This is a genomic window from Clostridium sp. TJA032 (genome assembly GCF_058310275.1).
In genome coordinates this window covers 429524-442898 of the sequence record NZ_JBZEFB010000001.1, presented here as the reverse complement: position 1 = coordinate 442898, position 13375 = coordinate 429524, and the positions used below count along the sequence as shown (strand labels likewise).

Sequence of the window (13375 nt, the reverse complement as noted above, 5' to 3'; positions counted from 1 at the left end):
CCTCTTTCTAAATTGAAATTATCTTTTTATATAATAACATTTTTTTTAAAATATATAAATTATTAATTTTATTATAAAAAAAGACCTCTTACCTTATTAAAAGTAAGAGGACAAGTTAAATGCCTACGTAAGCCCTTTTGAAGGCTCATATATATTATATACTATATAAAATTTATTTATTCTCTTTATTATCTTTTAACATATCAGCAATAGCAGCTATACTACCTAAAGAGGAAACTGCTTCACTAGGCAATATAAGCTTATTAGCTGGGTTAGTTGCCATTTCTTTTAAAGCTTCAATTTGTTTTAAAGCAATTACAACTTCATTTGTTCCTGATTCTATAATTGAAGAGTTTATTCTTTCAATAGCTAAAGCTTCTGCCTTTGAAACTTCTTCAATAGCTCTTGCCTTACCTTCAGCTTCAAGTAATTGAGATTCCTTTAAGCCTTCAGCGTGTCTAATATTCGCTTCCTTTTCAGCTTCTGCTCTTAAAATTTTAGCTTGTTTTTCTGCTTCTGCTCTTGCTATTTCACTTTGTTTTAATCCTTCAGCTTGTAAAATAGTAGCTCTTTTATCTCTTTCTGCTTTCATTTGTTTCTCCATAGCATCTTGAATCTCAGCTGGTGGAATTATATTTTTAATTTCTACAGAAAGTATTTTTATTCCGTATGCATCAGTTATGGAATCTATTATAGTTAAAAGTTCTAGATTTATCTTATCTCTTCCTGATAAAACTTCGTCTAAAGACATATTACCAACTATATTTCTCATATTTGTTATAGTTGAATAAATTATACCTGACTTAAAATCCTCTATGTTATAAACTGCATCCTTAGCATTTAAAACCTTATAAAATATAACATTATCAATTTCAATTTTTACATTGTCTTTAGTTATAACATATTGAGGTGGTATATCTAAGATTTGTTGTTTTGTTGAGATTTTTTTTCTTACGAAGTCAGCAAAAGGAATAACTATATGCCAACCTGGTTCTAAAATTTTACTGAATTGTCCAAAACGCTCTAGTACATAAACATATCCTGTATTTACAACTTTAATAGATGAAATAGCTGCAAATAACACTATTAATAATAAAATTATAACAATTATAGTAGTTACCATAAATAAGCCCTCCTAATTTTTATTTTTTACCAAAATTTTATTTCCTTCTATTCCTACTATTTCTACCTTTGTTCCCTTTTTCAAAGGACCACTTACACTTTTAAAAGTCCAGTATATTCCTTCAAATTTTATTAAGGCTGATTCTTCTAAGTTTTTATCTAAAACTACTTCTTTACCTATATAAGATTGTTCCATAGTTTTTGTTCCTATATTATCTACCTTTATCATCTTTTTAATTTTAGGAGAAACATAGAATAAAAATAGAATTGTTATTGCTGAAAATACTATAAATTGCAAAATAACACTTACACTAAAAAATGCTAGTATTAATGCAAAAAAAGCCCCAAAAGAAAAACCTACAAACAAAACATCAGAACTTAAGTAATCAATAATTATCCCAAGTAAAATCACTACTACCCAAAGCCATAACAAAAATTTCACCTCCTCCTTTTAAAAAATTATTAACTCTTTATTAATATTTACTTTATTATACAATTTATATACTCTTATTTCAAGGGCTATAATAAACTTTTTAAAAAGTTATTTGTAACATTTATAAGAGTTATTTATAACTATTTATATTTAGTTGCTTTTATAATAAATTAACATTAATATTTAATATATATACTTTTATTTAGTAAAAGTTTCTACTTATAAATAATATATTTAAGTTTACCTTTATTTATAGGATATTCTTTTACTATTAAAGAAATAATAAAGATAAAAATATACTGGAGAGATGATATTATGGATTTCATAAAAGTAGGTGCAGCTTCACCTAAAGTAAAAGTAAGCGATACTAAGTACAACCTTAAAGAAATTAAAGATATTATTTTAAAGGCTATAGATAAAGAGGTTAAGGTTTTAGTCTTCCCAGAATTAAGCATACCAGCTTATTCTTGTGGAGATTTATTTACTAGTCAAAAACTACTTGAAAACTGCAATATAGCTTTAAAAAATTTAGTTGATTTTTCAAAGGATAAAGATATATTAATTGCAGTTGGTGCTCCCCTTTTATATAACTACTCTTTATATAACTGTGCATATGTAATATTAAATGGAGATATCTTAGGAATAGTTCCTAAAAGTTACATACCAAACTACTCAGAATTTTATGAAAAAAGATGGTTTACAGAGGGATTTAATATAAAAAATTTAAAGGTTAATCTTCCTTTTCAAAATGATGTTCCTTTTGGAACTGATTTAATATTCTCTTTTGATAATTTAAAGATTGGTTTTGAAATTTGTGAAGACCTTTGGGTTACTATACCTCCAAGTTCTAATTTAGCCTTAATGGGAGCTAATCTTATTTGTAATCTTTCAGCTTCTAACGAACTTGTATCAAAAAGTTCTTATAGAAAATCTTTAGTGGCAAATCAAAGTGCTAGAGCTATGTGTTCTTATATATATTCCTCTGCTGGTGTTTTTGAATCTACTACAGATTTATTATTTAGTGGTCATATGCTAATAGCTGAAAATGGTAGCATATTAAAGGAAAATAATAGATTTAAAAGAGAAAATGATTTGTTAATAGGCATAGTTGATTTATTTAAATTAGATTCTGAAAGACTTAAAAATATAAGTTTTAGAAACTCATGCTTTAATGAAGTAAGCTCTCCTAGATTTATACCCTTTAAATTAAAGGATATAAAAATTAAAAATTTTGATAGAAAAATTGATAAACATCCATTTTTACCAAAATCTAAAGTTGATATGGAAGAACGTTGTGAAGAAATATTAAATATTCAAGCTTCTGCTCTTGCAAAAAGATTAGAACACACTAATCTAAAAAAAGCAGTAATAGGTATTTCAGGGGGATTAGATTCTACACTTGCTTTATTAGTTGTAGTAAAAACCTTTGATATGTTAAATATAAAAAGAGAAAATATAATAACTATAACTATGCCAGGTTTTGGTACTACAGATAGAACTTACAATAATGCAGTAACTTTATGCAAAGAACTTCATTGTGATTTTAGAGAAATAAATATAGTAAAAGCTTCCCTTCAACACTTTGAAGATATTGGCCATGATAAGGAAATTCATGATGTAACTTATGAAAATGTTCAAGCAAGAGAAAGAACTCAAATTCTTATGGATTTAGCAAATAAAGAAGGAGGACTATTAATAGGTACTGGAGATTTATCAGAACTTGCTTTAGGATGGTGTACTTATAATGGAGACCATATGTCTATGTATTCTGTTAATTGTTCTATTCCTAAAACTCTAGTTAAGTTTTTAGTTAGATATTTTGCAAATAATGAAATATCTGAAAATGCTAAAGAGGCTTTAATAGATATTTTAGATACTCCTGTAAGTCCTGAACTTCTTCCAAAAGATAAAGAAGGAAAAATATCACAAAAAACAGAAGATATTGTTGGTCCATATGAACTTCATGACTTCTTTTTATATAACTTTATAAAAAATGGCTCAAGTCCAGAGAGAATATTATTTTTAGCTAAAATAGCCTTTAAGGATGATTATGATGAAGAAACCATAAAAAAATGGTTAGATAAATTTTTAAGAAGATTTTTCACACAACAGTTTAAACGTTCTGCTTTACCTGATGGACCAAAGGTTGGTTCAATATCATTATCTCCTAGAGGAGATTGGAGAATGCCTTCTGATGCTTCATATAATGACTTTTTAATTTAATACTTTAAATACCCTAGAAATATTTCTATTTCTAGGGTATTTTTATGTCTTTTTTAAAAAATGATGAACTCTAAAAATATATTATTTATGCAATTTCTAGGGCTTTTTCAATAAAAATATCTTATTTTGTTAAAAAAATAAGAACATTGACATAGTTTTGCCAAAAATATATTGTAAACTTTTATATATATAAGGTATAATTAGAATTTAGACAGATACTTATTATTTTATCGAAACCTATTTGATAAAAATTATAAAAAAAGGAGGAGCTATAAAGCTATGAGTAAACATGATAAAAAACTTAAAAAGGCATTAGCTCAATTTGAAAACGGAAATTATGAAGAAGCATTAGATATATGTGAAAAAGTACTTGATAAAGATTACAATAATGAAGAAGCACTTACTTTAGAAGCAAGATCACTTGAAAAGCTTAACAGAATAAGCGATGCTATTGTATCTTGGAAAATAAATGCTGAATATAACAATAATGAGGAAGCTAGAACTAAATTAGATAAATTTAATAATTTAGATGAAAAAAAATTAGCTATGAGCACAATATTTAGTGAAACTATGAAGGATGAAATAAAAGCTAGACTTCAAGAGGAAGCTCAAAAAGAATATAATAAACAATTAGAAAAGAGAGATTCTGAAATAAAATCTCCTAAAGAAGAAGTTAAAAAAGAGATTGTTGAAGATATAGTAATAGAAGACATAAAACCTGTTGCACCTATTAAAGAAGAAAAGAAAACTGATGAACCTAAAATAAAGGTAGATAATAAAGAAGTAAACATTGAAAATCCTAAGGTTAAAGAAATTAAGCTAGAAGAAATCAAAATTGAAAGACCTTTAGAGGAAGAAAAAAAATCTAATAATGAAAGCTTTGGAAATGTAACAATTGATAATGTAACTAAGGTTGATTTTCAAAAGAAACATAGTAGTAAAAAAAATAAAGGTAAAAATATAAATACTTCTAATACTGAAGAAGAACCAAGAGTTATTAGCACACCTAATTTTAAGAATGAAAAAAACAATGCTAAAAATTCTAACAAAAAGAAACCTGTTAAATATATAGCTATAGCAGTTTCAGGTGCAATAGTTTTATTACTTGCCTATGGCGTAGCTAAAAATATAAAACACACAAATGCTAGTAAAGCCCCAACTGAAACAGCAGAACAAGCTAATCCTAATGGTTCTACAACAAGTTCAACTGAAAATAAACCTGAAGACAAGAAAGAAGCTTCTAAAAATTTAACTTCAGAAGAATTAAATAAGGCTATGGAAAATAATGATTTAAATTCTCTTTATACCCTATTAACATCAACTGACAAAGAAAATGTTCCAAAGGATGTTTTAGATACTTATAATAAAGCAGAAGACTTTATGAAAAATGAAGGTGTTAAAGACTTCTATCTAAAAGGTTCTGACCTTTTTAAAGCAGGAAAATACGAAGATGCTATTAAAGATTTCGAAAAAGCCTATACCTTTGCATCAAATTCTTATCTAAGACCTCATTTAATATACTTTATGGGAACTTCCTATGAAAACTTAGATAAAAATGATGAAGCAATTAAATATTTTAAAGAGTATTTAGATGATTATAAAGCTAAGCCAGATGCTGAAGACCTTATGTATACACCACAATGCTTATATAATTTAGCTATTATATATGATAAAGAAGGTAAAACAGCCGATGCTAGAAAATATGCTCAAGAAATCGAAGATGATTATCCAAACACAATGTTTTATAACGATGTTACTAAAAAAATTATATACGGTAAATAATAAAAAAGCACAGAGAAGAATTCTTCTCTGTGCTTTTTTAAATTGCTTTAGAATCTAGAAAAAGATTTTTTGCTACCTCTTCAAATTCAGCACCTACGTATTTTGAACTATGAGAGTCTGAACCAAAAACCATAGGAATATCATATTTTAAACATAAATCTAAAAAAATTCCTTCAGGATGAATTTCTCCACACTTTTCTCTTCTAAGTCCTGATGTATTTAAATCAATTTCATACTTACCTTTTTTCATTTCTTTCAAAATATTATCTAGAAGCTTTAAATTATATTTCCCTTTAGGAAAATCTTTTTTATACTTTCTAACTAAGGTAGGATGTCCTATTCTTTTAGGTTTAAATTTACCTAAATCACATTTAATTGATTTTAACATAGTTTCATAGTATAAATCATAAAGTTTGTCCATTCCTCCTATTTTATGAAGAAGCTCTGAAATCATATCAGCACCATTTCCTATTTGATAATAATTCCCTTCAAATTTTACTATATGTACAGAAAGAATTGCATCATCTAAATATTTTCCATACTTATCTAAAATAGCTTTAGTTTCTTTTTCATACCCTTCTATGTAATCTACCTCTAAACCAACATTTACTTTTATCTTATCCTTTACCTTTTCTTTTAATAAAGTTATTCCTTTTAAATAAGCTTCTAAATTCTCTAAAGGTAGAGCACTATTTTTCCTTGGTGAAGGGTCTTCTATTGGTAATGGCATATGTTCTGTAAAAGTTATTTCCTCAATTCCATTTTTTATAGCTGTATCAATATACATCTCTAAGGTATCATTGCTCCCATGAGGACAGTAAGGGCTATGAACATGTCCATCTCTTTTTGTGTTTAAAATCATTTTATCCTCCGTATAATATAAATTTTTTAAATAATATTAAACTAATTTTTTTAATCTATCTTATATTATACATGATTAATTAAATAAGAGAAAATATATCTATTTTAAAGTTAAAACACAAGTAACAGGATAATGGTCTGAAGGATATCCCCCATCTATTTTTCTATCATCTATATTTAAAGATTTTATAAAAAAATCATCTGAATAAATTATATAATCTATTATTCTACCCTCATATCCTCCTTTAAAATAATGAAAAGTTCCTTTTATATTATGTTCTATATTTTCGTAGCATAAATTTAAAACTAATTTCTCTTTATTATCTTTTATTATATTAAATAAATTATCTTCTAAATAACAATTAAAATCTCCCATAATTATAAAAGGCAATTTATCTTTAACATAAGAAGAGGCTACTTTTTTTAAAATTATTTTAATTCCTTCTTCTCTTGCTGATAAACTTTCATGGTCTAAATGAGTATTATATATATTAAATAAAATTCCACTTTCCCTATCTTTTAATTTAACCTTTGTACATATTCTAGGAAGACTACTATTAAAATCTTTGCTTCCCTTAATATTAGGAGTTTTAGATAGCCAAAATTGTTCTCCTTCTATAAATTCAAATTTATCTTTAAGAAAAAATATAGCATTATACTCATCTTCTCCATATCCACTTCTATCTTCTCCAAACCAAGAATAAGTTTTTAAAGAGTTTTCAATATCTTCTAGCATATGAATAAGACCTTCTTGAGTTCCTATTATATGAGGAGAATTTTCTTCTATTATTTTTTTAATTCTTAAAACTCTTTTTTTCCAATTATTATTATCTTCACATTTAAAATCATATTTTAAATTAAAGGTCATAACTTTTAAATCTCTCATAAATTAAATATCATAATTAAGTATAAAACTTAATTAATTTCCTCCCTTTAAATTAATTATAATATTTAATTAATGATTTTTTATAGTGCAAAATTCCAATTTCTTTGAACTTATTTTAATATTAAATGGAATTTTTAAAATTTTAAATTTGAAACTTGCTTAAACATATTTATTTCCTTTTCTGATTCTACTGAATCTAAAGTTTCATTCCAATTTTTATCAAAGTTAATTTTAAAAAGTTCAATATCTTCCTTATGATTTTTAGGAGCCATAGCTACATATTCAGAACCACATATTAATTTTTGTTCTAAAATTAAATATTCAATTGTTTCACCTTTTTCATTTTTAAAACTAACTATATTATTGTTATTCATTTTTTTTTCTCCTTTTCTTTTTTATTATATATTATTTATTTTATTTTTTTATTTATACTATCATCATTTACGAGTATATTATTTAAGAGTTAATGTGATAAAAAATAAGGTCTATTTTAAGACCTTATTTTTTATAAATCAATATTTTAAATAATATAAATAAAATTTGTAATATTAACACTATTAATTGTATTAATATGAAATAATAATAAGCTAAAAGACCTTTAAAAAAATTTAAATTTATTACAAAAAATAAAATTAATGAAAATATACTAGTAATAATACTTTCTTTACTTAGATTATATTTATTTATTTTTTTTAAGTGCAGAAATATAATAAAAAATAGTATAAATATTAAAATAGCTATTAAACTTAATATATTAAGTTTAAAATTACTAATAATATTTCCATACTCATACTTTTTATAACATACATGATGCATTACACCAGCTTTTTTATGAGTTAAATATTCAATAAGAATACCAAATATCCATAATAAAATCTGAACTGTTCTTAATAAAAAAACTGCTACTCTTTCTTTTTTATTCATATATTACTTTTAGGCTCTCCTGTAACTGATGGATTATTTCCATTACTCCAACCTATCCATCCATCACTATATATAGATATATTTTTAAGCCCCATTACCTTTGCATAAGAATAAACCTCTGCTGCTCTCCATCCACTTCCACACATAAAAGCAAGATGATTATTTAAATTTATTCCTTGACCTTCTAACAATTTTTCTATTTCATATCCATTTCTCATTGTATTATCAACATTTCTATAATATTCTAAAGAGGTTGGACCATTTACTCCTGCATAAGCAAAAACAGCTCCATCTATACGACCTTTTTTGTCATGATAACTATATCCCGAACTTTTTCCTATATACTCATCCCAAGTTCTATTATCAACTAATGTAAAATCTTTTTTATTTAAACTTTCTTTAAGTTCATTTATTGTCATAATAACCCTTGGATTACCAGGAATTACAGAACCAAAATCATCTCCTTTAACCTTCTGATTAACTTTAGTTTCTAATTCATAGCCTTCATTTTTCCAAGAACTATCTCCACCATTTAAAACTCTTACATCCTTAACTCCTATATAACTTAAAACACTTGCTAATCTATAAGAAGCCATTTGCTCAGCTCCTGTAAGAATTACAGTATCATCTTTTTTAAGCCCATAGCTTAAGGCAAAATCTTTTAAAGCTTCATCATCTGCAAGCATCCATGTTGGTGGTGGTTCTATTGTATCTGTATTTATGTGAACACTACCTGGAATATGCCCTTTTCCATAAGTTTGATTTTCATCTCCCCAACTAGCTTCAAGTATTTTTATATTTTTACAATTTTCAAAGCTTTCTGGTCTTTTCCCCTCAACAACTTCTTTCAATATTTTAGCTGGAACTAATAAATCATATCCTTCATATTTTTCTAAAGGAAGGCTTTTATCCTTAGCCCAATTTTTAATATCATAAAAGTATATATTGTTATATCCCTTTGAAGAAAGATAATCATAAACTACTTTTGAATCTTCTCCATTAGCATCATAAAGGATAATATTTTTATCCTTAGTTATGCCTTTAACCTTTAAAGCTTCATTAAGTCTATTTTCCTTGTCCTTAGCCTCTACTTTTATCCAATTTGCAGAGAAATCCTTAGAATTTGGAATATGCCCTCCCCTTTCTTCATTATATAGAATCCAACCATTATAAGAATCACTTAATCTTGTGTCTACTAAAACCCAAGAATCATCCTTTAAATTTTCTTCTACTTCCTTTGTACTTAAAGATTTAATAGAAATATTTTTAGCTTCATTGTTATTTTCTTTAGAACAACCTATAAAAGTTATTGGTAAAGAAGCTATTACTATTCCTATTGTTAGTTTTTTTAATAAACTCATCTTTTCCTCCTTAGTTTTATTAAGTTTTGTTACTCTAATATCCTTTAAATAATATCAAATTTATATTATTTAGTAAATAAGCAGTATTTTTTATTAAATTAATATTTTTACGCTATTATAGATGAATATTTTATTAATTTTTCCATAAAATATATTTATTTTATTATTTTATATTTTTTTCTTAATATTCTCATATGTATTTTAAAGTATTTTATAATTAATTTCCTAGATTCACTAAATTTAAGCTATAAAAGAGTATTTTCAAAAAGATTTTTCAAAAAATATAATGTATCATAAAAATATAAAATTAAATGACGAGGTGATTTTTTATGGAAATTAACAAAAGCATAGTAAAGGCACTAGCTGAAAATCTTTCAGATAAAACCTTTGATTTACAATATTGGGATGGAGAAACTATAAAATATGGGGAAGGCGAACCTGAATTTAAGGTTATAATAAAAAATTTTCCAAGTAAAAAAGAACTTTTAGCAGACCCTAGCGTAGCTATAGGTGAAGCTTATATGAGAGGAGATATAGATGTAGAGGGAGATCTTCAAAAGTTTTTTGAAAGCATAATTCGTAATAAAAATAGCTTCATGAATAAGAGCTCAGTACTTAAGATTGCATCTAAAATAAAGGCTCCTTCTTTAATGAAGTCTAAAAAAGATATAGCACATCATTATGATATAGGTAATGATTTTTATAGCTTATGGTTAGATAAAACTATGAGTTACTCTTGTGGATACTTCAAAAATCCAACAGATACTCTTTATGATGCACAAATGAATAAAATACATTACATACTAAAAAAACTTAATTTAAAAGAAGGCCAAAGCTTACTTGATATAGGTTGTGGTTGGGGATATTTAATAATAGAAGCTGCAAAACTTTATAAAGTTAAAGCTTTAGGTATAACACTAAGTGAAGAACAATTTAAAAAAGCTACTGAAAGAATTAAAGAAGAAGGTCTTGAAGATTTAGTTGAAGTTAAATTAATGGACTACAGAAATTTAGAAAAATCAAATCTTCAATTTGATAGAGTTGTTAGTGTTGGAATGGCAGAACATGTTGGTCATGCTAACTTACCATTATTCTTCCAAAATGTAAATTCAGTTCTTAAAGAAAGTGGATTATTCCTATTACATAACATAACTAATTTAATTGAAACTGAAGGAAATAAATGGATAACAAAATACATATTCCCTGGTGGATACCTTCCAACTTTAAGAGAAGAATTAAATATAGCAGCAGATATGAACTTCCGTACTATAGATGTTGAAAGTTTAAGACTTCACTATATGAGAACTTTAGAAGAATGGTGCAAAAACTATATGAACCATTTAGATGAAGTAAGAAAAATGTTTGATGAAGAATTTGTAAGAATGTGGCATTTATATCTAGCTACTTGTGCAGCAGCTTTCCATTACTGGGATATAGATTTACATCAAATACTTTTCTCAAAAGGAATAAACAATACTCTTCCAATGACAAGAAAATATTTATATGAAGATTAATAAAATAAAAAACAGCAAATTATTTATATTTGCTGTTTTTTAATAAATATAATTATTACATATTATTAAACATTTCTTTTAAAATAGCTGTTGAATTTTTAACTCCTATAGGAATAAATTCTTTATAATCCATATGAGCTCCATTATTAGCATTATCTGATATAGAACGAATAATAACAAAAGGTATTTTATTAAGATATGCCACTTGTGCTATAGCTGCACTTTCCATTTCAACAGCTTTAGCGTTAAAGTCTTTCTCTAAAGATTCAACCTTTTTACTATCTGCAATAAACTGATCTCCAGATACTATTCTTCCCACATAAGTCTTAACTCCTTCAATATTTTTTGAAGCTTCTACTGCTAAATTTAATAATTTTTCATCTGCTTTAAAATCATATACATCCATTCTAGGAATTTGTCCTAATTTATCTCCAAAAACAGAAGCATCTACATCATGTTGTACATATGTATCTCCTATAACTATATCTCCAGGATATATATCTTTTGATACTCCTCCAGCAACACCTATATTTATTAAAGAACCTACATTAAAATTACTTGCTAATATTTGAGTACATGAAGCTGCATTAACTTTTCCAACTCCTGAAACTACAGCTACAACATGCTGTCCCCATAAATCACCTTCATAAAAAGTTAAATCATTTATTTTAACTTCCTTTTTATTGCTCATATCCTTAAGAAGAACTTCAAGTTCTTCATTCATAGCTCCTATAATTCCTATTGTATTTTTACCCTTACTTTCTTCTTTTAAATTATTACTTTCTCCACAAGAAATTAAAGTGAAGCTTAAAATAATTGTAACTAATAATACACTTCCTAGTTTTTTTAATATATTCAATTTTATCCTCCTTATTCGAACTATATAGTATAAATAGAATTAATAGTTCGTTATTACACAAATAATTATACATAACATTTTAATAATTTCAAGTATTTTTTAATTTATTTTTAATAAAATTTTAAAAATAAAAACAAATAAAAAAACAGAGAAAATATATATTTTCTCTGTTTTTTGACTATATTAAATTATCCTTCTTTAAAAGATTATATAATGTAGGACTTAAATTAAATTCTTCTAAAAGATTATTAACCTCTTTTAAAGCCCTTTCTTTTTTTGTTTTAGAAACATTTCCTTTTACTGCTCTTATTAATATATTTTTAGGAGAATGTGCTATGTCTATAAATTCTAAAAGTTGAGTTTTATATCCTAAAACCTCAAGAAGATTTGCTCTAACAGAATCTGTCATAAGAGCAGATACTCTTTCTTTTATTATGCCATAATTAGTAAGTATAGAAAATTTTTCACTTTCTATTTGACTATTAAATTCATGTTGACAACATGGAACTGAAAATATCATTTTACTATTCCATTTTATTGCATTATATAAAGCATAGTCAGTAGCTGTATCACAGGCATGTAAAGTTATTACCATATCAACTTTATCATTATACTTAAATCCATTTATATCTCCTAGCTCAAAAGATAAATTTTCATAATTATACTTTTTAGCTATTTCATTGCATTTCTTAATTACATCTGCTTTTAAGTCTAATCCTATCATTTTAACATTTATTTCTTTTATCTTAGTAAAATAATAATATAATATAAATGTTAAATAAGATTTACCACAACCAAAGTCTAAAATTGTAAGTTCTTTTTTATCTATCTTTTTTATTTCATCATCAATTATCTCTATAAATCTGTTTATTTGTTTATATTTATCATACTTAGAATTTATGATTTTACCTTCCTTAGTAAAAATCCCTAGGTCTATAAGAGGTTCTATTATCATTCCCTCTTCTAATATGTAATTTTTCTTTCTATTATGTTCTTTTTTTATTTCTTTTAAAGGCTCTTTATTTTGTTTAACCCCTAAGAAAACCTTTCCTTTTTTAGAAACTTTAAGGTCAAAGCACTTATCCTTTGAGAAAGCATTTAATTGCTTATAATCATTAATAAAAAGCTCCTTAGCTCTTTTATTAAGCTCTTTTTTTTCTATATTTTCATGAAAAACTTGTTTTTCAGTATATTTTTCTATTTGATAAAATTCTTCTTTATTTTTTTCTTTAAGTTGAAAAACTATTTTTTTATATTCATTATCCTTCTTTACCTTATTACTAATAACTAGTTTTATGATTTCTTCCCTTGTAATTTCATCAATTGCTTTTATTAAATCATCCATTAAAACTCACCTTATAAATATTATTAAAGTTAAGCTTAAATTTATCTTTGTTTAAATACTACTTA

General features: G+C 25.5%; 11 protein-coding genes. 3 read left to right on the top strand and 8 right to left on the bottom strand.

The features are described from left to right. Positions 1-172: 172 nt before the first annotated feature. Complete coding sequence (locus AC4FRL_RS02000) at positions 173-1123, bottom strand: SPFH domain-containing protein (protein WP_491138368.1); 951 nt, start codon at positions 1121-1123, stop codon at positions 173-175. A gap of 12 nt (positions 1124-1135) precedes the next feature. Next, positions 1136-1555: an NfeD family protein gene (locus AC4FRL_RS01995; RefSeq protein ID WP_491138367.1), complete on the bottom strand. Its 420-nt coding sequence runs from the start codon at positions 1553-1555 to the stop codon at positions 1136-1138. A 315-nt stretch (positions 1556-1870) separates the two neighbouring features. On the opposite strand from AC4FRL_RS01995, the gene AC4FRL_RS01990 reads away from it, so the two are divergent. Both AC4FRL_RS01990 and AC4FRL_RS01985 read left to right on the top strand, forming a co-directional pair. Next, positions 1871-3778, top strand: a complete 1908-nt coding sequence (locus AC4FRL_RS01990) for an NAD(+) synthase (RefSeq protein ID WP_491138366.1) — start codon at positions 1871-1873, stop codon at positions 3776-3778. Between the two features lie 279 nt (positions 3779-4057). Next, entirely contained in the window at positions 4058-5560 is a 1503-nt protein-coding gene (locus AC4FRL_RS01985; protein ID WP_491138364.1) for a tetratricopeptide repeat protein, read from the top strand. 37 nt (positions 5561-5597) lie between these two features. On the opposite strand, the gene hisJ is transcribed toward AC4FRL_RS01985, so the two are convergent. The 4 genes from hisJ to AC4FRL_RS01965 form a co-directional block, all read right to left on the bottom strand. Beyond that, complete coding sequence (gene hisJ, locus AC4FRL_RS01980; RefSeq protein WP_491138362.1) at positions 5598-6422, bottom strand: histidinol-phosphatase HisJ; 825 nt, start codon at positions 6420-6422, stop codon at positions 5598-5600. A 99-nt stretch (positions 6423-6521) separates the two neighbouring features. Further along, on the bottom strand, positions 6522-7307 hold the full coding sequence (locus tag AC4FRL_RS01975; RefSeq protein WP_491138360.1) for an endonuclease/exonuclease/phosphatase family protein: 786 nt from the start codon (positions 7305-7307) through the stop codon (positions 6522-6524). A gap of 134 nt (positions 7308-7441) precedes the next feature. Then, positions 7442-7681 (bottom strand): DUF1292 domain-containing protein, encoded by a 240-nt coding sequence (locus tag AC4FRL_RS01970; protein ID WP_491138359.1) that lies wholly within the window; start codon positions 7679-7681, stop codon positions 7442-7444. Positions 7682-8227: 546 nt separating this feature from the next. Further along, positions 8228-9592 (bottom strand): rhodanese-like domain-containing protein, encoded by a 1365-nt coding sequence (locus AC4FRL_RS01965; RefSeq protein WP_491138357.1) that lies wholly within the window; start codon positions 9590-9592, stop codon positions 8228-8230. A gap of 329 nt (positions 9593-9921) precedes the next feature. Between AC4FRL_RS01965 and AC4FRL_RS01960 the strand changes: the two genes are divergently transcribed. Beyond that, the gene (locus AC4FRL_RS01960) at positions 9922-11106 is read left to right on the top strand and encodes a class I SAM-dependent methyltransferase (RefSeq protein WP_491138356.1); all 1185 of its coding nucleotides are present in this window, start codon (positions 9922-9924) and stop codon (positions 11104-11106) included. Positions 11107-11161: 55 nt separating this feature from the next. Here AC4FRL_RS01960 and AC4FRL_RS01955 read toward each other — a convergent pair whose 3' ends face one another. Together AC4FRL_RS01955 and AC4FRL_RS01950 are read right to left on the bottom strand one after the other, a co-directional pair. Beyond that, complete coding sequence (locus AC4FRL_RS01955; protein WP_491138355.1) at positions 11162-11965, bottom strand: 5'-methylthioadenosine/adenosylhomocysteine nucleosidase; 804 nt, start codon at positions 11963-11965, stop codon at positions 11162-11164. Positions 11966-12143: 178 nt separating this feature from the next. Next, a complete protein-coding gene (locus tag AC4FRL_RS01950) occupies positions 12144-13310 on the bottom strand; it encodes a class I SAM-dependent methyltransferase (RefSeq protein ID WP_491138354.1) in 1167 nt (388 codons plus the stop codon). Positions 13311-13375: the final 65 nt, after the last annotated feature.

Bases quoted from the DNA above. Each gene is read 5' to 3' on its own strand.
- AC4FRL_RS01990 (WP_491138366.1), top strand. From the start codon at position 1,871: ATGGATTTCATAAAAGTAGGTGCAGCTTCACCTAAAGTAAAAGTAAGC.
- AC4FRL_RS02000 (WP_491138368.1), bottom strand. From the start codon at position 1,123: ATGGTAACTACTATAATTGTTATAATTTTATTATTAATAGTGTTATTT.
- AC4FRL_RS01985 (WP_491138364.1), top strand. From the start codon at position 4,058: ATGAGTAAACATGATAAAAAACTTAAAAAGGCATTAGCTCAATTTGAA.
- AC4FRL_RS01950 (WP_491138354.1), bottom strand. From the start codon at position 13,310: ATGGATGATTTAATAAAAGCAATTGATGAAATTACAAGGGAAGAAATC.
- AC4FRL_RS01970 (WP_491138359.1), bottom strand. From the start codon at position 7,681: ATGAATAACAATAATATAGTTAGTTTTAAAAATGAAAAAGGTGAAACA.
- AC4FRL_RS01960 (WP_491138356.1), top strand. From the start codon at position 9,922: ATGGAAATTAACAAAAGCATAGTAAAGGCACTAGCTGAAAATCTTTCA.
- AC4FRL_RS01965 (WP_491138357.1), bottom strand. From the start codon at position 9,592: ATGAGTTTATTAAAAAAACTAACAATAGGAATAGTAATAGCTTCTTTA.
- AC4FRL_RS01975 (WP_491138360.1), bottom strand. From the start codon at position 7,307: ATGAGAGATTTAAAAGTTATGACCTTTAATTTAAAATATGATTTTAAA.
- hisJ (WP_491138362.1), bottom strand. From the start codon at position 6,422: ATGATTTTAAACACAAAAAGAGATGGACATGTTCATAGCCCTTACTGT.